The following is an 18,139-nucleotide window of genomic DNA, read 5'->3' as shown; positions in this document are numbered from 1 at the left end:
TATGCAACGACATTAAGCTTCATTTCATCCCTCACCACTCCTACACATAAGCAACTAACATCTCATCAAAGTTCTCCATATGGTATGACATCTGTCATAAATATTACCAATCGTAATGAATAGCTTTATCCTATTAAATCCACTAAATGGCTTTCATTAAACTCTGATAGCTTTTGCAGCTTTAGACTGGCTTCATTAAACTCTTGATAGAACTTATCAGGTTGAGGTATAATGACTGTTTTTATGTTTGCTCGTGTTGCCGCAAGCATACCCGAATAAGAGTCTTCAAAGGCAATACAGTTACTTGAATCTACACCTAGTTTATTGATTGTTGAAAGGTAGACATCTGGCTCTGGCTTACCCTGCTCTACATCGTCTGACGATGATATCGCGTCAAAGTAACTGGCAATACCGAGTTTGTTCAAAATGGTGGGAATGAGTTGATAAGGTGAATTAGTAGACAGCCCTATCTTAAACCCTTTTTCCTTAAGCAATTTGAGTGTTTCTGTAACACCCTCTAATTCGCATCCTTTTTCAACTATTAATGCCTCCACTTTATCCACAACAGCATTCTCTACTTCGTCTAGGCTCTTTTCTTGCCAAGGATTACGTTCATACCAAAACCTTGTTACTTCACCTGTCGTCATCGTCGCAGTCTGCTTTGATAATACTTCGGTCACTTGAACGCCAACTGATGAAAACACCTGCCTTTCCGCTTCCTTCCACAAAGGTTCTGAATCAATCAGCAACCCGTCCATATCAAAGACCGCAGCGTATATCATTGGTACATCCTCAGTAAGTTCTATTCGTTGAGTAAGGTTTGTCTGTTCAACCAAAGCAAAGCATAGCTTTGCATATAACGAGGGAGAGTATCACATTTGCCTGTGGCTATCAGAGCCTGTTCGATGACTCATCTTTAAACCTCAACATGACCGATGTTCATGGCTACTTTCAACGCTTGTTTATTGAGATTAGATGCCTCCCAAGCAACAACAACACGACTAGTGAGAGGGATATCATCAATCTCGGCGACTGTCGCAGAATCATCGAGATGTTCAGCCAGTGAACGCGGAACGAGAGCAATACCTAACCCAGCCTGCGCCATGGCAATCGTCGTACGAAGTTGCGGTGCTGCAAACTGTGATTCGAGTCTTACTCCTGCGTCGGCAAAAAGTGTGCTCATGCCATCAAACAATGCGGGTCCAGTCTCTCGTGGAAACAGTAAAATTTTATGGCCTCTCAACTGTTTCATCTGGATACAGGGATACTTTGCCAGCTCGTGCCCCGCCGGAATCACAGCGACAAACGGGTCGTTAAACAACACCTTGTGCTCAAAAGGCTCACTGGCATAACAGGGCAGGCGCATGATTGCGAGATCAAGTTGTTTGCTTTTTAACTGAGCGGCAAGCTCTGGCATTGACAGTTCCGCCGTCTGTAAGTGAACTCCATCCTCTTGAATTCGCCCCACCCTCTCTAATACCTTAATGCAGGTTGATGTTGACGTTGCGAACCCGATTTTAACCTGCGTATTTTCACCACGGGCAATCTGTCGAGCTTTTGCTTTAGCGCGTTCCACATCAGCAAGAATATTTACCGCATCAGTATAAAAGACTTGGCCAGCATGGGTCAGTTCTACCCCTCTAGACAAGCGCTTAAATAGGTCCACACCAAGCTCGTGCTCTAACTTTTTGATTTGTTGACTTAAAGGAGGTTGCGCAATCCCTAACTGTTCAGCGGCTCGGGTAAAGTGACGAGTCTCGGCGACCGCGACAAAATACTTCAGGTAGCGAAATTCCATATATTTTCCATATCAAAATAAATCTTTTTTATATTGGATTTAGCACCGTGTAGAAGTCAATCTAAATATACTCTTCATTGCATAACTGGTCTTACTCATGCGTGGATTTTATAACCCTCTATGTGCTTGTTCGCTTGAAGTAGCGAAAGAATTTTCTGAATACCATCACGTTACCGGAGATGGTGAGATTTATCAGACTTCGTTAATGAGTGCTTTGATCGCTGGTGTTTACGAAGGCTCAACAACCATAGAAGAACTGCTGAAACATGGGGATTTTGGTTTAGGTACGTTCAATGAATTGGATGGTGAGTTGATTGCTTTTGATAAGGAAGTTTTTCAACTCAAGTCGGATGGCTCCGCAAACCCGGCAGACCTAGCGCAAAAAACGCCCTTTGCTGTCATGACTTTTTTTAAGCCTGATATCGAGCTGCCACTGACATCGCGCATGTCACGTCATGAAGTCCATAGCCTCATAGACGACATGGTTCCAAGTGACAACCTATTTTGCGCAGTGCGCATTGATGGCGTTTTCGATTCAGTTCGTACTCGCACCGTACCTAAACAAACACGCCCTTATCGGCCAATGCTTGAAGTGGTCAAAGAACAACCAACATTCCGCTTCACGCATAAGCAAGGCGTGGTCGCTGGCTTTCGTAGTCCTAAATATACGACTGGCATCAATGTACCCGGCTATCACGAACACTTTATTACCGATGACCGCCAAGGAGGTGGTCATATTCAGGATTACAGCATTTCGTCAGGATTTCTCCAGATTGGCAAAGTCTCGCGGCTAGTGATTGATACACCAGTATCGACAGACTTTCTCAACGCCAATTTGGCTCCGGAAGATATAAATACCGCTATAGAAAAGGCGGAAAAGTAACAAAGTCAGGCAAATAATAAGGACAACAAATGCAATCCAAACCTTCAAATAAAAATGGAGCTCAGTTGATCGCTCAACAGCTAGAGTCTCTCGGCATTAAGTACATTTTCGGTATTCCCGGTGCAAAAATCGATCGACTGTTCGATGCGATTGAAGACACTAACATCCAAATGATTCCTGTACGTCACGAGGCTAACGGCGCATTTATGGCGGGCGTTATGGGAAGACTAACCGGCAAAGCAGGCGTCACAATGGTTACGTCAGGCCCTGGCTGTGGAAATCTAGTTACGGGGGTGGCAACAGCAAACTCCGAAGGCGATCCGCTGATTGCTATCGGTGGTGCGGTGAAACGAACTGACCAGCAAAAACAAACACACCAGAGCATGGATACCGTCAGTATTTTTCGCTCTATAACCAAGTTCAGTGCTGAAGTGCAGCATGTGGACGCCGCAAGCGAGATCATGGCGAACGCATTTCGTATCGCAGAGTCAGGTCGTCCTGGGGCTTGCTTTTTGAGTCTCCCCCAAGATGTTTTATCCGAGCAAACCCAAACGGACATTATTGTCCCCTCGCCTTACACACAGCCTGGTTGCGCAGACATCGCAGCAATCGAAGAAGCGGTCAGTCGAATCAGTAAAGCAAAGCGCTGTGTGGTTTTACTTGGCCTTCACGCGAGCCGCAGCCAAAACGCTGCTGCTATCGCCCGATTTCTTCAAAATACGCAGCTACCCGTTGTCGGCACTTACCAAGCCGCCGGCACGGTAGACATCAACTACTATCACCACTTTGCTGGTCGTGTTGGTTTATTTAACAACCAACCCGGCGATGTTTTACTGCGTGATGCCGATTTAATTCTCACCATCGGCTTTAGCCCAATAGAGTATGACCCTGAGCTTTGGAACAGCCACCGCAACCCAGTGATTCACCTCGATATTGAACCAGCAGAATACCAACTTAATTATCAGCCTTGTGTTGAAATCGTCGGAAATATTGCGCAGTCATTAGACAAGATGGGCAGCTATATCTCTGAATATGCGCGCCTTTCCCCAACGGCACTTTCAGTACTGGAAGAGGTAGCACTGCAACGGCAAGTGATCAAAACCTATCCCAATGTCTATAACAAGCAAGGATTTCATCCACTGGCACTGATTAAAGCCATGCAATCTATCATCACACCAGATACCACGCTATGTCTTGATATGGGGAGCTTCCACATCTGGATCGCTCGTTACTTAAGTTGTTTTCGAGCTCGCCAAATGCTGGTGTCTAACGGCCAACAAACGATGGGCGTTGCACTGCCATGGGCCATTGGTGCCAGCCTACTAAAACCTGGTAGTAAAGTGGTATCGATATCGGGAGACGGCGGTTTTATGCAATCGAGCATGGAGTTAGAAACCGCGGTTAGACTGAACTGCAATATCGTCCATATTGTGTGGGTTGATAACGCCTACAACATGGTAGAAATGCAAGAGATCAACAAATATCAGCGCTGCTCTGGTGTGAAATTTGGACCAATTGATTTCAAGGCGTACGCCGAATCATTTGGCGCGAAAGGCTTCGCAGTGACTAGTCAACACGAATTGCTACCGGCATTGAATAAAGCCATGGACGTTGAAGGACCAGCAGTGGTGGCTATCCCCGTAGATTACAGCGACAACGACAAACTGATGTTGCCGCGCACAGAGAAAAATCAAGATCCCGTTTTTGTAAGTTTCGAAGGAGAAATCGCATGAGAGGATTAAAAAATAAAGTCGCACTCGTCACTGGTTCTGCCAATGGTATTGGTTTGGCCATCGCAAAACGTTTGTATGAAGAAGGCGCAAACGTCGCTCTTGCCGATTGGAATGAAGAGCAGTTGGCAAACGCTGTTGAGGGCTTTGATAAACAGCGCGTGTCTGCGCATTCCATTGATGTTTCTGATCCAGACAAAGTCGCAGCACTGATTTCTGATGTTGTTACCCGTTTCGGTAAACTGGATATTTTAGTAAACAATGCTGGCGTACATGTCCCAGGATCCGTGATTGAAGGTAGTGTGGAAGACTGGAAGAAGATCTCTGGTGTAAACATTGACGGCGTCGTTTATTGCGCGAAGTTTGCGTTACCTGAACTCTTAAAAACGAAAGGTTGTATGGTGAATACCGCGTCCGTTTCCGGTTTGGGTGGTGACTGGGGTGCCGCATTCTATTGTGCGAGTAAAGGCGCTGTGGTCAATCTGACTAGAGCGATGGCATTGGACCATGGTGCGGATGGGGTAAGAATTAACGCCGTATGCCCCAGCTTAGTAAAAACCAACATGACGAACGGCTGGCCGCAGGAAATCCGCGATAAATTCAATGAGCGCATTGCGCTCGGCCGAGCCGCCGAACCTGAAGAAATTGCGTCCGTCGTGACTTTCTTGGCAAGTGATGACGCATCTTTCATTAATGGCGTAAACCTACCTGTAGACGGCGGTGCCACCGCATCAGATGGTCAACCTAAAATAGTATAAGCATTAACACTGACTGAGCAGAATTTTTAACTGTAAGGTATCCACGCCAAAAAAGAGCCGAGTTTGTACTCGGCTCTTGTGTGTCTGTTCTTAAGCCTGCGACGTTGCTAAACCTGCCGACGCGCCGCCTAATAACACATGATTAAATTCCATTCGAGATTCTTGGGCTTGTTCAGACAGTTCTTGCTTCTTCTGTTGAGCCAACTCAAGCGCTTCGGTTAGTTGCTGTAGCTCTGCTTGCATCTCTTCTGGTAAATGATGGTCCGAAAACCCAGATTCACAGCTATGTTCTAAGGCAAATGCGCGAATTCTCTTACGCATGCTCATCAGGGCTGCCATTGCTTCGCGCTCTTCTTCAGCCGCCTGTTGAGCTAAGTCTTTAAAGCGCTCAAATTTCGCCAAAGCCATTCCCTCTGTTGACCAAGGGTCAATTTCCGGCAGTTCTTCAATGTTAATGGTTGGCTCTTCGTATTCTGCTTGATGTTTAATATCTAGGCTCGCAGCGCGAACAAAGGACACCATCAACATCACCGAGATAACTAACAACGGTAAACCGCCCACGATCGCAGCGGTTTGTAATGTCGATAAACCTCCCATGAACATTAGGACGGTTGGCAGAAAAGACAAAGTAAACGCCCAGAACAAACGGTTCCAGCGCATCGGTTCTTCCGTCACATCATTTTGAACCACAGACGCAAGAATGTACGAGATAGAGTCAAACGACGTCGCCGTAAAAATGATACACAACAGTGTAAAAACACCAATAACGATTGGCCCTAACGGCAGTGTATCTAACGTTGCAAAAATTGCCGCCGGTGCGCCCGATTCGTTGAGGATTGCGATGACATCAAGCTCACCCGTCAATTGCAACGATAAACCATAGTTACCTAAAACAATGAAGAATAAGAAACAACCTAAAGAACCGTAAAATATAGAACCTACGACCATCTGTTTGATCGTTCTTCCACGCGAGATACGCGCAACAAACAATCCCATACAAGGAGCAAAGACTAACCACCATGCCCAGTAGAAAATAGTCCAGTCTTGCGGGAAGTGTGTATCTGTAAACTCACCATAACCACCAAACGGCTCCGCCCAGGTAGCCATAACAAAGAAGTTAGACAACATACGACCAATAGAATCTAAGCCTGTTTCTAACATGAACACGGTTGGCCCAACGGCGAGTACAAAGAGTAACAAGCCCATCGCACCCCAGAAGTTAATGTTACTAAGGAATTTGATCCCCTTCTCAAGCCCTGCATACGCGGAGTAACCAAAAATCGCAGTACAGAGAAGTAATACAGCCACTTGGCTGAAGGTATTGTTTGGAAGACCGAAGATATGATGTAGACCACCGTTGATAAGAGGCGCAGCTAAGCCAAGCGTAGTCGCCGCGCCACCCAACATACCAAAAATAAACAGCACATCAATAAACTTACCAATACCGCCGTTTGCGCGCTTTTCTCCTAATACAGGCATTAACGCACTAGAGATTTTCAAAACAGGTTGTTTGCGTACATAAAAGAAGTAAGCAATAGGCAGAGCAGGAATAAGGTAAATTGACCAAGCGATCGGTCCCCAGTGAAACAGACCATAAGTCGCGGCCCAGCGAATGGCTTCTTCACTGCCTGCTTCCAACTGAAATGGTGGTGATTGATAGTAGTATGCCCACTCGATACACCCCCAATACAGAATACTTGCGCCAATACCTCCACAAAATAGCATTGCAGCCCATGAGGCGTTACCAAATTCTGGTTGCTCGTCGGCTTCACCAAGTTTGATTTGGCCAAGATCGCTGAACACGGTGTAAATCATAAAACACATTGCTGCGATACCCAGTGCGAGGTATAACACACCAAGCTTATCGGTCATGAAAAATTTGGCCGAAGCTATCCAATCCGCACCTTGTGTGGGAAATAAAATTAAAGGTATAACGACGCTGAGTAAAAGAAAGAGTGAGCCTAAGAAGGTAGGCTTATCGATGAGAGAAAATGATTTATCCATATTATATATCCTTATGTTTTCAAAGGACATGATCTACATTTCTCACAACTTCGCCAATTCACAACACTTATCGTTACCACAAGAATAATTGTCTTTAAAATATGCATTATGTGACGCTGATTTTGTATTCATTATTTGATGCCATAGCGTTTAAATACGGCAACTTTTCTGCCACACCATCCAGCGCTCTCTACCTTTAAAAACCTCAACACTGTTTGCCACCACTGAGGATTCCACAAGCTTAAACGTCGGTTCTAGATAACCCTTCAACTCCCCACTTCGCAAACAAAATGGAGGGAAGCGAGAGTGGTAATCATCATCTATAACGAAATAACCAATTAACAAACCGCCTCTTGGCAGCAATTTATCCACCATAGCAAAGTAATCTGGCCACTGGTCTCTCGGTAGTGCAGCGAGAAAGGATTGATTTTGGCGCAACATGGATGGATGCCGACCTCGCAGCTCCTGCCAATGACGGTGCTTGGAAAACGTTCAATGCTAAGGTGAAGTTCCCTCAAGCGGGTTACTACGAAGTGTGGGCGAAAGCAACTGACGATCAAGGTGTCAGCCAGCCTTTTGCCATCGCATGGAATCCGAAAGGTTACCTCACAACACTTTCCACCGCATCGCATTGATTGTACGAAGCTAAAGAGTCAGTAGCAGAATAGTGAGAACTTAGGGGACATAACAAGGTGAGAACAAAACAACCATCAGAGCGGGTACTCCCGCTCGCTTTCACCCTTTTGGCTTAGTTGAGCGACCCTGTCCTTGCGAGTAACGACGAGTTGATTGCAGCAGGCGAGCAGCAAGCCATGGTTTGTAAAGCTTGCCATCAGTTTGAGCCGAATGGCGTAACGGTGGTTGGCCCGCCCTTATGGGGGCTAGCAGAGCGCAATATCGCCAGTTTTGAGGGCTTCAATTACAGCAACGGAATTAGACAACATCAAGGAAAATGGGACGCAGAAAAGTTGGACGCATTTTTATCCGCTCCGAATGACTTCGCGCCAGGGACCAACATGACCTTCCCTAGCGTAACAGATCCCGGTGCGCGCGCGGCTATCATTGCATGGCTTGCAACGAAAAACCCGACACCACCCAATTGGAATATGACGTCATCAGGATTAGAGGTTAAATCGCCAGGTGATGGGATATTAAGGCCGGGAGAGAATATGGAGCTCGTCGCGGCAGTCTGCTCAGCCTGTCATTCGTTACACATGGTCACACAACAAGGACTAAGCCGCCAACGATGGGATGAAACCTTAGATTGGATGATTGAAGAGCAAGGGATGGATGAACTGCCGGGTGATGATCGCGAAGCCATTCTGAAATACCTTTCGACCTATTATGGGGGTAGCTCCCGCCTTTAAAACTAACGCTTATTGATATTTTACATACGTATTCTTTCTATGTGAGCATCCCCTCTACAGGAATAGAGTGAAGTAACCTCTGTTATTTCATAGTACGTATCGATGAGGTTTAAGAGATTGAAGGCAGAAGAGTTTTTTGACAACCATTACCTTTCTATTTGGGTTTTTCTTGTTGGCGTGGCAGTCATTACCTTGATTATGATGGGAGGCGGCATGGCAGTAACGTTGCTGGCAATATTGATTGACCAGTCGTCTGAGCACTTAACAACTGATGCTTTCTTGGCTCTAAACTTTTCTTTTGCTGGGGTCATGACTCTACTGCTTGTTATCCCAAACATGATGATTGTTAGAGGCAAACCTAAAGCGGCAGAAATCAACTTAATCAATATTTACTTTCAGTTCCTTGTTTACGCTCTTGGCCTATTCCTTCTTGAAGATGAACATAAACTTTTTTTTGTTAGTTTTGTACTTTTTCCTATTACCGCTCTCTGGCTCATGGCATCGACCAAATATCATACATTTGTGACTTACTTTTCAGCGATTAAAAAAGAGCCAGAAAGTTTCCGCGAATACTTCTTCAAAAAGATTAAAAGCGACTAACACTTCTGCCACACCATCCAATACTCCTTACCTTTAAATACATCCACACTATTTGTAACGGTTGAAGATTCAATAAGTGTAAACGTTGGTTCAAAATATTGCGCCAACTCCCCACTTCGCAAACAAAATGGAGGGAAGCGAGAGTGGTAATCATCATCTATAACGAAATAACCAATTAACAAACCGCCTCTTGGCAGTAATTTATCCACCATAGCAAAGTAATCTGGCCACTGGTCTCTCGGTAGTGCAGCGAGAAAGGCACGCTCGTAAATCACATCAAATGAATGCGTAGAGTCAGCGTTAAATACATCCCCCAGCACGACTTTATCTTTGTGCTTGCCTAACATCGATTGCGCCATTTTTACTGCTTGTTGGCTGTAATCCATCGCGATCACATCATGCCCATATTGAATAAAAGAGCTGAGTTCATAAGCAGCACCACAGCCAGGGATAAATACAGACTGACCGCTATGAAGCGCGTTTTCTAGGTAAGCTTTTAGCTCTTGAGGTGTGGTTTTGGCATCCCACGGCATGGTGCCTTGGGTAAACAAATTATCCCAAAACTGTTGATTGATGGTCGGTGCCTGCTTCATTTATCGCCCTCTTGATTGTACTGGCACAAAAAGAAAGGGATACGCAGCACAATGTGGTATCCCCTCTCCTAGCCTTTGATTTTTACGTTGTTAGCTTTTTATAACTGCGGTTTACAATGACGGATTAACTGCGCAGGTCATTAATTAACGGCTGCTCAGCCTGGTTCGGCACGAACTGGATATTGCCTTTCAGTTTGGTGACAGACTGGAGTGTCGCTTGAATGTCCTCTGCCGATACGTGAGCATCATGACAGCAGAAAGTAATGGTATCGTTGAAGAGATCACGCTCAATTTTCAAGGAGCCTTTAATATCGTGGCGACGACAGACTTCTTGGATCTGATGCGGATAAACAAACAGGCCTTTCACTTTCACCGCTGAGTCCGCACGCCCCATCCAGCCTTTAATTCGCGCATTCGTGCGTGGCGAATCCGAGCCCGTTTCTAGGTATGCCGATAAATCTCCCGTTGCGTAGCGAATCAGCGGAAACTTCTCATCGAGCGATGTCACGACCACTTCGCCGACTTCTCCCGGTTGTACAGGAATGCCATCAGGATTAACGATTTCAACGATAATATCTTCGGCAATCACCAAGCCTTGCTCACCAGACACTTGATAAGCAATCAAACCAAGCTCAGCACTTGCGTAGGCTTGAGAGACTGCAATGCCTTTGTCCTCAAACATCTGTTGCATGTCTGCGGTGACCGCTTCACCAGAGACCAGCGCTTTGGTAAAACTCGGCGACTCACCGTATTGTTCTTGGTACTTTTGTAACAACGTCAGCAAGTAAGAAGGCGTGCCCGTATAACCCGTTGGCTGAAGCTGTTTAATCGCTTCAATTTGTGCCTCGGTATTCCCGACACCCGCCGGAAATACCGCGCAGCCACAAGCTCTTGCGCCACCATCCATAATAAATCCACCAGGCGAGAAATGATAAGAGAGCGTGTTATGCACTAAATCGCCCGCACTAAATCCAGCCGCGTGAAACGCGCGCCCCATACGCCAGAAATCCATCTCATCCGTTTGTGCCTCATACAACGGCCCCGGTGATTGGAATACACGCGCCATCTGACCAATCGCAACACTATTTAAACCACCAAACGGCGGTTTAAGTTGCTGCTGGTTTGGCATATTGAATTTGCGCGTAATTGGAAACTGGGTAAGCCCTTCACGATTATTCGCCAATGTAGGATCTAACTCAGCAAAATGCGTCGCATAATGTTCGCTGTTGGCTTTTGCATTTTCAATCAACGTTGGCAGACGTTGAAACAGCGATTCTTCTCGTGCCTGCGGAGACAAAGACTCTTTCGCATCAAATAGTTCGTTCATCCTTGCTCCTTATAACCAACGCTTACGACGTTTGTAAGATTTCAGATTCTTGAAGCTCTTGCGATCTTCATCGCCGCCGCCAAGGTAGAACTCTTTCACATCTTCATTGTTTAGCAGTTCGTGCTTGCTGCCATCCAGTACGATTTTGCCTGATTCCATGATGTAACCGTAATCGGCCGCTTGAAGGGCAAAGTTGGCATTCTGCTCAACCAAAAGCATGGTAATGCCTTGATCTTTATTAATCTTGTTAATAATGCTGAACACCTCCTTCACCAACAGCGGCGAAAGCCCCATCGAAGGTTCATCCAACAAGATCATTTTTGGACGAGCCATCAGTGCACGACCAATCGCTAGCATTTGCTGCTCACCACCTGACAAATAACCCGCTAGACCGGTGCGCTCTTTAAGGCGAGGGAAATAATCAAACACCATTTCGATGTCTTGCTCGACTTCGTTGTCCGTACGCGTGTAAGCCCCTAAGCGAAGATTTTCTATTACCGTCATGTCTTCAACAATTCGGCGCCCTTCCATAACTTGGAAGATGCCCGAACGGACGATCTCTTCCGGGCTTTTGTTGTCTATGCGCTCGCCCATGAAGTTGATTTCACCGCGCGTCACTTCACCATCTTCGGTTTTCAACAAACCAGAAATAGCTTTTAACGTCGTGGATTTACCCGCACCGTTGGCGCCCAGTAAGGTCACAATCTGCCCTTTTGGAACTTCTAAGCTCACACCGCGAAGTACTAGTATTACTTCGTCGTAGACGACTTCAATGTTGTTCACTGAAAGCAGTATTTCTGCCGGTTCGATATTCGTTGCTAATTCAGCCATCAAGCTACTCCTTGCTAGGGTGAGAGTGTCCTCTCACCCATCCTTATTTTCAGTAAGCTTTGTTATTAATAAGTCGTCGATTAGTAACCTAGCCAATCGTCACGACGTGACAATGTCACTTGAGACACTTTCTTTATATCTACTGCGCCGCCGTTGTTGTTACCCATAAACACGTTCACGGTTGTTGTGCCACGGTGATCTTCCGGTTTCCAGTTCGCAGGTACACAAACACCTTCTAAGCCTTGTGGGACCCAGTTGTCATGGACATACATGCCCTTCTTGATGTTTTCACCCGTGATGCCACCGTTGTCTTTCGCCCACTCCATCGCTTCTTTCATGTAGAACGCAGAACAAATGCCGCGAATGTAGTGGTGAGTTCTAAACTCGCCAGGCTCTGATTCAGACTGCTTAGAAATCTCACGAACCAGTTTCATGCCTTCGTTATCGTCTCCCCAAAACGCCGTCATGCCAGGAAAAACATAATCTTTAAGGCCATCGCCCGCCGCTTCAAGTACTGGTTTGTCACCGCCCCAAATGTTCGCCATGTACTGGAACTCTGTACCAACCGTATTACAAGACTTCACGAGTGAGATTACCGAGCTACCGATATTGGCAATGTAACCGTAGTTGGTGCCAGACTCTTTGAGTGACAGACATTGTGCTTTGAAATCACCCGGTTTGAGTGACACAACGACTGGGTTTTGTACCTCAAAACCAAGCTCTTCAGCATATTCTGCACACGCTTCTTTTGGCGCATTCGGGAATGGGTGGTTATCGCCAATATGGGTAAATTTCGGCGCACCTTGGTTGCCCTTTGATTCCCAATCTTCTTTCGCCCACTTCACTAGTGCACGACACGCATCTGAGTACGACGCACCATAGAAGAAGTTATAAGGCGCTGGTTTCGCGGTTTTTGGGTTCTTGCCGGTTGGGTCCGTTAAGTGACCTGAATAAGAGGCAGAGAACACTGGCACTTTGTCTTTGGTCACAAACGAGATGAGTGCTTCGGTATCTGCCGTGCCCCAACCTTGTAGCGCAACCATGTCTTTACGCGCCACCCAACGTTTGTAGTTGGAAATGGCTACTGGCACTTTATACGCCATGTCTACCGTTTCAAATTCGAGCTCAGTACCGTTAATGCCACCGTTTTGGTTGATCCAGCGTAATGCGTCTCGCACGCCAGAACCATAAGGCTTACTCACGTAGGCTGTTGGTCCAGAAAAGTCGACCAATTGCCCGACGAATACAGAGTCTTTTGCCCAAGTTGCGGTAGTAAACAGTGCCGAAGATAGCACCAACGTTGTCGCTAAATGTCCTTTGTTCATAACTCGTTGTCCTTGTTATTGAGGTATATTCCACTTAATTCCACGTTAATATGAGAACGGATAGTGTTTCCAATATGCTCGAATCTGTTGCCAGCGATGCGATAACCCTTGAGGTTCGAAAATAAGGAACAGCATGATGACCAAGCCGATCGCCATTTCTTTGAAGTAAGCAAGCCCGTCAACGAACGAAGTGTTATTGCTAAACGCAGCCAACCCCGTCACGCCAAACTCCAATACTTCTGGCAGTAATACGATAAATATCGTGCCCATCAATGTGCCTTTGACTGAACCCAAGCCACCAATGATGATCATTGCCAAGAACTGGATAGACATCATGATGGTGAAACCTTCTGCTGATACAAAACCTAGATAATGGCCGTAGAGTGCGCCCCCGATCCCTGCATAGAACGCACACACACCAAATGAGAGCAGACGATATTTGGTTAGGTTGATGCCCATGATTTCTGCCGACAGGTAGTGATCTCGTACCGAGACAAACGCGCGACCATCACGAGAACGGATCAAGTTCGATGCCCACATGTACATAAAGATCAACGCAAACAGAGCAATGTAGAAGAAGCTTTCATCGGTCGTAAACTCAAAGCCAAACAGATTGATAGGGTTTGCACCAGCACCATATGAGCCGCCACTGAACCAGTCTGCACGAGCAAAGAAGTCCTCTAAAATAAACTGCGCAGCCAAAGTCGCAATCGCGAGATATAAGCCTTTAATTCGCGCAGCTGGCAGACCAAACAGCATCCCGACAATCATGGTTAAGTAACCCGCAAGCGGAATCGCAAACACGACTGGAATGTTGAACTGGTTATTTAGCCAAGCCGATGCAAAGGCGCCAAAGCCAAAGAACGCACCGTGACCTAGGGAAATTTGTCCGGTAAAACCAACCAGAATGTTTAAACCCAGCGCCGCGATACCGAGATACGCAATCTGAATAAACAGGTTAAGAAAATAGATATCCAATACCAAAGGCGCAGCCAACATGGCGATCACACCTGCAATCGCTAGGCTTCTAATGGTTTTGGTTTCAAAAATTGGCGTATCACTTTTGTATGTGGTTCGAAAATCCCCACATGGGCGCATGCTAAGTTGAGCCATGTTATTTCTCCTTAAATACGCTCGATATCTTTGGTACCAAACAGGCCGTATGGCTTGAAGGCAAGAATGATTAACAGCACATAGAATGGTGCGATGTTGTATAAGTTACCCACTTGCAGGTATTGGCTATCAAAAAACTCAGCCAAGTTTTCTAGCACCCCGATGGTGATACCACCGACAATTGCGCCGACTACAGAATCTAAGCCACCTAAAATAACGGCTGGGAAGACTTTGATACCGATGATGGATAGCGCGTCAGATACGCCGTTTACGATCCCGATAACAATCCCTGCTGTTGCAGATACCATTGCCGAAATAGCCCAACTAATGGCGAACACTTTCTTGATGGAAATGCCAAGACTCTGGGCTACTTGCTGGTTAAATGCCGTTGCGCGCATTGCCAGACCCATTTTGCTGAATTTGAAGAACCAGTAGAACGCGCCCATGATGAGCATCGAGAAGATCAAACTCAGAATGTAAGCGAACTCAACGTTCAAACCACCGATATTCACCACATTTGTTTCGAACACTTGCGGATACGACACAGCTGAGACACCAAATATCCATTTCATCAATGCTTGGAAGAACATAGACAGACCGATGGTCACCATGATCACAGAGATAATCGGTTCACCAATTAACGGCCTGAGCACAATGGTTTGCACCGCAATACCGAACACCATCATGAACGCGAGCGTGAGTAAAAAGCCGATAAAAAATGGCAGTTGCAGATGAACAAGCGCCGCCCAACATACCCACGCGCCAATCAGCAAGAACTCACCCTGAGCGAAGTTGACCACCTGGGTCGATTTGTATATCAGTACAAAGCACATGGCGACCACGCCATACAACATGCCAACGATCACGCCATTAATGACGAGTTGCAGTAATAAATCCGTATTCACTATGCGATCCTCCGTTGTTCGCTATCCACCAGTGTTGGCTCATGTTCAATAAGCGTTTCAATAACTAGCGACGTTTGAATGCGTGTTTTGGTGCCATCCTGATAAGTGATCACTGTATCGACATCGACTTTTGGATCGTCGCTGTAGATGGTTTCGATGATGTCTCCGTATTTCTCTGCAACCACACCACGGCGTACTTTACGTGTGCGAGTTAGCTCTCCATCGTCGGCATCTAGCTCTTTGTAAAGTAAAATGAATTTGCTGATCTTCTGTGCATCAGGTAGGGATTCGTTCACTTTCAGTACTTCTTCACGAATGGCTTGATACACTTCTGGTTGAGCAGATAAGTTGGTGTAGTTAGTGAATGCTAAGCCTCGCTGCTCTGCCCACTTCGCAACAATCGCGTAGCGAATACAGATGATGGCGGATAGCCAAGGTCGACCTTTGCCCACCACTACGGCTTCTGCAATAAACGGCGAGAACTTGAGTTTGTTTTCAATGAACTGCGGAGAGTAGCGGTCGCCATGGCTGGTTTCCGACATATCTTTCAGACGATCAATCACCACCAAGTGGCCAGAGTCTTTAAAATAGCCCGCATCGCCTGTGTGCATCCAACCATCTTGAACATCTTCATCATATGCTGCTTGGTTGTTTAAGTAGCCAGTAAACATGCCTGTACTTTTCGCGATGATTTCACCAACGCCATTGCTGTCCGGGTTGATGACTTTCACATCTGCATTATCAAACGCAACACCAACGGAATCGTAATCCACATCATCCGCTTGGTGCACAGTGTATGCGCCACACATTTCGGTTTGACCGTAAAGCTGCTTGAGTGGTACGCCGATCGCTTGCAGATAACGGAAAGTATCCGGTCCCATCGCCGCACCACCCGTCGCAGCAGATGCTAGATTCGAGAAACCTAAGCGGTCACGCAGAGCACGTAGCAAAATCCATTCAGCGAGTTTTGAACGTTTACCCTGCTCCAACGCTTTATTCGCTAAGCTCATGCCCAGTTTGTACATCTTCTGCTTAAACGGTGTGGAATCCATCATTCGTGCAGACACGTCTGCCACAATGTTTTCCCACACTCGCGGCGCAAGCAGCACGAAGTTCGGGCCAATTTCGCGCAAGTCAGACATCATGGTTTCTTGTTCTTCCACGAAGTTGACGATTTGACGCGAAATCAACGCCTGACCAACCACATACACCTGCTCCATAATCCAAGGCAAAGGCAGAACAGAAACATAATTGTCGCCTGGGGAGCGCGGGTCGGCACGCAGATAAGCCGCACAGTGATCTAAGAAAGTGCCGCTGTGTAGCTGAGCCAACTTTGGTTTGGAAGTCGTACCCGACGTGGTACAAAGAATCGAAAGATCGCTGCCTTTGGTTGTCTCAACCATATTGAGATATTTATCGGGATCCGCTTTGTCGATCAGTTGACCTTTTTTATAGACCTGCTCAACATCAATCAGTCGTGGGTCGTCGTACTTGCGCATTCCACGCGGGTCACAATAGATAATGAATTCTACGCTTGGGATCTCATCACCGAGCTCAAGTAGCTTATCGCATTGCTCCTCATCTTCCGCAACCACGACTTTTGCTTTGGCATAATTGATGAGGTACGCCACTTCTTCGTGCATGGAATCTTGATAGATGCCCAGCGAGAAGCCTTTAATCGCATGGGCAGCCAACTCGCCCCATACCCATTCCGGGCGGTTATCACCCAGCAAACCAACAACGTCTTGCTCACCAACACCTAAGTCTTTGAGTGCGAGCGCCATCCACTTCACTCGGTTTTCATAATCTTGCCAAGTGAACTCTCGCCAAATACCAAACTCCTTTTCACGCATTGCGACTTGCTCGGGCCAGTGCTTGGCGTTGTGCTGCAATACTTTTGGAAAGGTATCTAAGCGGGTTATATCTGCCCAATCATTATGTTGCTGTGCCATTATGCACTCTCCTCTAATGTCGGTAGCTCTTCGCCTAAGTACGCTTGTTTCACATGCGGGTTGGCCATCACTTCTTCTGGCTCGCCCATAGCAATGTGTTTACCAAAATCCAACACCAATACGCGGTTAGAGATATCCATCACCACGCCCATATCGTGCTCGATCATGATGATGGTGATGTCTAACTCTTCGTTTAAATCCATGATGTAACGCGCCATGTCTTCCTTTTCTTCCAAGTTCATGCCTGCCATCGGTTCATCAAGCAGCAACAACTTAGGTTTTAAGGCAATGGCACGAGCAAGTTCTACACGTTTACGTAAACCGTAAGAAAGTGTGCCAGCGGTGGCTTTGCGAATGTGCTGGATTTCTAGAAAATCGATCACGTCTTCCACGTACTTGCGGTGCGCCATCTCTTCTTTCTGTGCGTTAGAGAACCAATACAGTGGCCCCGTGACGAAGTTGTTTTTTAGTAGGTGATGTCGGCCAACCATAATGTTGTCGAGTACCGACATATGAGAAAAGAGCGCTAAGTTTTGGAAGGTTCTTCCCAACCCTAACTCAGCTCGTTGGCTAGGTGTTCGTTTGGTTACATCATCTCCAGCGAAGATTACAGAGCCTTTGTTTGGTGTGTATCGACCAGAGATGCAATTGAGCATTGAGGTTTTACCTGCACCGTTTGGACCAATGATTGAAAAGATTTCCTTTTCATTCACATGGAAGCTCACGTCAGTTAGAGCTTTCACCCCACCAAAAGCCAATGAAATATCGTTTACCTGCAACAGAGGCGATTCCGATACCATAGTTGATCTCCCTTTCGTTATTTAAGTGCGTTCCATTGAGCACTATTTGATCAAACCTAACTTTGATACTGGTAACCGCTTTTACACCTATGCATCAACTTTGTATTCAGTTTACGTAAACGTCAATTTAAAATCAGAATAGTGCTTGAAAGA

General features: G+C 46.3%; 17 protein-coding genes and 1 pseudogene. 6 read left to right on the top strand and 12 right to left on the bottom strand.

All coding sequences use genetic code 11. The features are described from left to right. Positions 1 to 125: 125 nt before the first annotated feature. Positions 126 to 782: a hexitol phosphatase HxpB gene (gene hxpB, locus CBX98_RS17150; protein ID WP_109169841.1), complete on the bottom strand. Its 657-nt coding sequence runs from the start codon at positions 780 to 782 to the stop codon at positions 126 to 128. A 134-nt stretch (positions 783 to 916) separates the two neighbouring features. Next, positions 917 to 1,798, bottom strand: coding sequence for a LysR family transcriptional regulator (locus CBX98_RS17145; protein WP_109169840.1), 882 nt, complete (start codon positions 1,796 to 1,798; stop codon positions 917 to 919). 97 nt (positions 1,799 to 1,895) lie between these two features. Between CBX98_RS17145 and budA the strand changes: the two genes are divergently transcribed. Genes budA through CBX98_RS17130 form a run of 3 tightly spaced genes read left to right on the top strand, consistent with a single transcriptional unit; the run spans position 1,896 to position 5,169 of the window. Next, entirely contained in the window at positions 1,896 to 2,681 is a 786-nt protein-coding gene (budA, locus tag CBX98_RS17140) for an acetolactate decarboxylase (RefSeq protein WP_005373273.1), read from the top strand. A 29-nt stretch (positions 2,682 to 2,710) separates the two neighbouring features. Further along, positions 2,711 to 4,414, top strand: coding sequence for an acetolactate synthase AlsS (gene alsS, locus CBX98_RS17135; protein ID WP_109169839.1), 1,704 nt, complete (start codon positions 2,711 to 2,713; stop codon positions 4,412 to 4,414). Further along, positions 4,411 to 5,169, top strand: a complete 759-nt coding sequence (locus tag CBX98_RS17130; protein ID WP_109169838.1) for an SDR family oxidoreductase — start codon at positions 4,411 to 4,413, stop codon at positions 5,167 to 5,169. The genes alsS and CBX98_RS17130 overlap by 4 nt, the downstream gene beginning before the upstream one ends. Positions 5,170 to 5,259: 90 nt before the next feature. Here CBX98_RS17130 and CBX98_RS17125 read toward each other — a convergent pair whose 3' ends face one another. After that, a complete protein-coding gene (locus CBX98_RS17125) occupies positions 5,260 to 7,173 on the bottom strand; it encodes a BCCT family transporter (RefSeq protein ID WP_109169837.1) in 1,914 nt (637 codons plus the stop codon). Positions 7,174 to 7,323: 150 nt separating this feature from the next. Beyond that, on the bottom strand, positions 7,324 to 7,614 hold the full coding sequence (locus CBX98_RS17120; protein ID WP_109169970.1) for a hypothetical protein: 291 nt from the start codon (positions 7,612 to 7,614) through the stop codon (positions 7,324 to 7,326). Here CBX98_RS17120 and CBX98_RS17115 point away from each other — a divergent pair. The 3 genes and pseudogenes from CBX98_RS17115 to CBX98_RS17105 form a co-directional block, all read left to right on the top strand. Beyond that, positions 7,593 to 7,822: pseudogene (locus tag CBX98_RS17115) on the top strand (molybdopterin containing oxidoreductase); the annotation flags it as partial. The gene CBX98_RS17120 and the pseudogene CBX98_RS17115 overlap by 22 nt on opposite strands. 103 nt (positions 7,823 to 7,925) lie before the next feature. Next, positions 7,926 to 8,540 carry a c-type cytochrome gene (locus CBX98_RS17110; RefSeq protein ID WP_109169836.1) on the top strand — a complete coding sequence of 205 codons (615 nt, stop codon included), beginning with the start codon at positions 7,926 to 7,928 and terminating at the stop codon, positions 8,538 to 8,540. Positions 8,541 to 8,657: 117 nt separating this feature from the next. Next, entirely contained in the window at positions 8,658 to 9,140 is a 483-nt protein-coding gene (locus CBX98_RS17105) for a hypothetical protein (protein ID WP_109169835.1), read from the top strand. Here the strand turns inward: CBX98_RS17105 and CBX98_RS17100 are convergent. The 8 genes from CBX98_RS17100 to CBX98_RS17065 form a co-directional block, all read right to left on the bottom strand. Further along, positions 9,137 to 9,733 carry a methyltransferase domain-containing protein gene (locus CBX98_RS17100; RefSeq protein WP_109169834.1) on the bottom strand — a complete coding sequence of 199 codons (597 nt, stop codon included), beginning with the start codon at positions 9,731 to 9,733 and terminating at the stop codon, positions 9,137 to 9,139. The two genes, CBX98_RS17105 and CBX98_RS17100, sit on opposite strands and share 4 nt — an antisense overlap. 124 nt (positions 9,734 to 9,857) lie before the next feature. Continuing rightward, positions 9,858 to 11,060, bottom strand: a complete 1,203-nt coding sequence (locus CBX98_RS17095; RefSeq protein ID WP_109169833.1) for an AMP-binding protein — start codon at positions 11,058 to 11,060, stop codon at positions 9,858 to 9,860. A gap of 9 nt (positions 11,061 to 11,069) precedes the next feature. After that, positions 11,070 to 11,891 (bottom strand): ABC transporter ATP-binding protein, encoded by an 822-nt coding sequence (locus tag CBX98_RS17090; protein WP_005392594.1) that lies wholly within the window; start codon positions 11,889 to 11,891, stop codon positions 11,070 to 11,072. Between the two features lie 80 nt (positions 11,892 to 11,971). Next, the gene (locus tag CBX98_RS17085) at positions 11,972 to 13,216 is read right to left on the bottom strand and encodes an ABC transporter substrate-binding protein (protein WP_006741059.1); all 1,245 of its coding nucleotides are present in this window, start codon (positions 13,214 to 13,216) and stop codon (positions 11,972 to 11,974) included. 45 nt (positions 13,217 to 13,261) lie between these two features. Next, entirely contained in the window at positions 13,262 to 14,329 is a 1,068-nt protein-coding gene (locus tag CBX98_RS17080) for a branched-chain amino acid ABC transporter permease (RefSeq protein WP_006741060.1), read from the bottom strand. Between the two features lie 11 nt (positions 14,330 to 14,340). Next, positions 14,341 to 15,234 (bottom strand): branched-chain amino acid ABC transporter permease, encoded by an 894-nt coding sequence (locus tag CBX98_RS17075; RefSeq protein ID WP_005392598.1) that lies wholly within the window; start codon positions 15,232 to 15,234, stop codon positions 14,341 to 14,343. Then, on the bottom strand, positions 15,234 to 17,186 hold the full coding sequence (locus tag CBX98_RS17070) for a long-chain fatty acid--CoA ligase (protein ID WP_109169832.1): 1,953 nt from the start codon (positions 17,184 to 17,186) through the stop codon (positions 15,234 to 15,236). The genes CBX98_RS17075 and CBX98_RS17070 overlap by 1 nt, the downstream gene beginning before the upstream one ends. Then, positions 17,186 to 17,986: an ABC transporter ATP-binding protein gene (locus tag CBX98_RS17065; protein WP_005392600.1), complete on the bottom strand. Its 801-nt coding sequence runs from the start codon at positions 17,984 to 17,986 to the stop codon at positions 17,186 to 17,188. Before CBX98_RS17065 ends, CBX98_RS17070 begins: the two co-directional genes overlap by 1 nt. Positions 17,987 to 18,139 lie beyond the last annotated feature (153 nt).

Origin of the sequence: Vibrio sp. T9, from assembly GCF_003123985.1 — a bacterium.
GTDB lineage: Bacteria > Pseudomonadota > Gammaproteobacteria > Enterobacterales > Vibrionaceae > Vibrio > Vibrio diabolicus.
Note: the sequence above shows the minus strand (reverse complement) of the source record. Positions and strands in the feature narration are given on the sequence as shown.

Coding starts and splice junctions, on each gene's coding strand:
- hxpB (WP_109169841.1), bottom strand. CDS start 782: ATGATATACGCTGCGGTCTTTGATATGGACGGGTTGCTGATTGATTCA.
- CBX98_RS17145 (WP_109169840.1), bottom strand. CDS start 1,798: ATGGAATTTCGCTACCTGAAGTATTTTGTCGCGGTCGCCGAGACTCGT.
- budA (WP_005373273.1), top strand. CDS start 1,896: ATGCGTGGATTTTATAACCCTCTATGTGCTTGTTCGCTTGAAGTAGCG.
- alsS (WP_109169839.1), top strand. CDS start 2,711: ATGCAATCCAAACCTTCAAATAAAAATGGAGCTCAGTTGATCGCTCAA.
- CBX98_RS17130 (WP_109169838.1), top strand. CDS start 4,411: ATGAGAGGATTAAAAAATAAAGTCGCACTCGTCACTGGTTCTGCCAAT.
- CBX98_RS17125 (WP_109169837.1), bottom strand. CDS start 7,173: ATGGATAAATCATTTTCTCTCATCGATAAGCCTACCTTCTTAGGCTCA.
- CBX98_RS17120 (WP_109169970.1), bottom strand. CDS start 7,614: ATGTTGCGCCAAAATCAATCCTTTCTCGCTGCACTACCGAGAGACCAG.
- CBX98_RS17100 (WP_109169834.1), bottom strand. CDS start 9,733: ATGAAGCAGGCACCGACCATCAATCAACAGTTTTGGGATAATTTGTTT.
- CBX98_RS17095 (WP_109169833.1), bottom strand. CDS start 11,060: ATGAACGAACTATTTGATGCGAAAGAGTCTTTGTCTCCGCAGGCACGA.
- CBX98_RS17090 (WP_005392594.1), bottom strand. CDS start 11,891: ATGGCTGAATTAGCAACGAATATCGAACCGGCAGAAATACTGCTTTCA.
- CBX98_RS17085 (WP_006741059.1), bottom strand. CDS start 13,216: ATGAACAAAGGACATTTAGCGACAACGTTGGTGCTATCTTCGGCACTG.
- CBX98_RS17080 (WP_006741060.1), bottom strand. CDS start 14,329: ATGGCTCAACTTAGCATGCGCCCATGTGGGGATTTTCGAACCACATAC.
- CBX98_RS17070 (WP_109169832.1), bottom strand. CDS start 17,186: ATGGCACAGCAACATAATGATTGGGCAGATATAACCCGCTTAGATACC.
- CBX98_RS17065 (WP_005392600.1), bottom strand. CDS start 17,986: ATGGTATCGGAATCGCCTCTGTTGCAGGTAAACGATATTTCATTGGCT.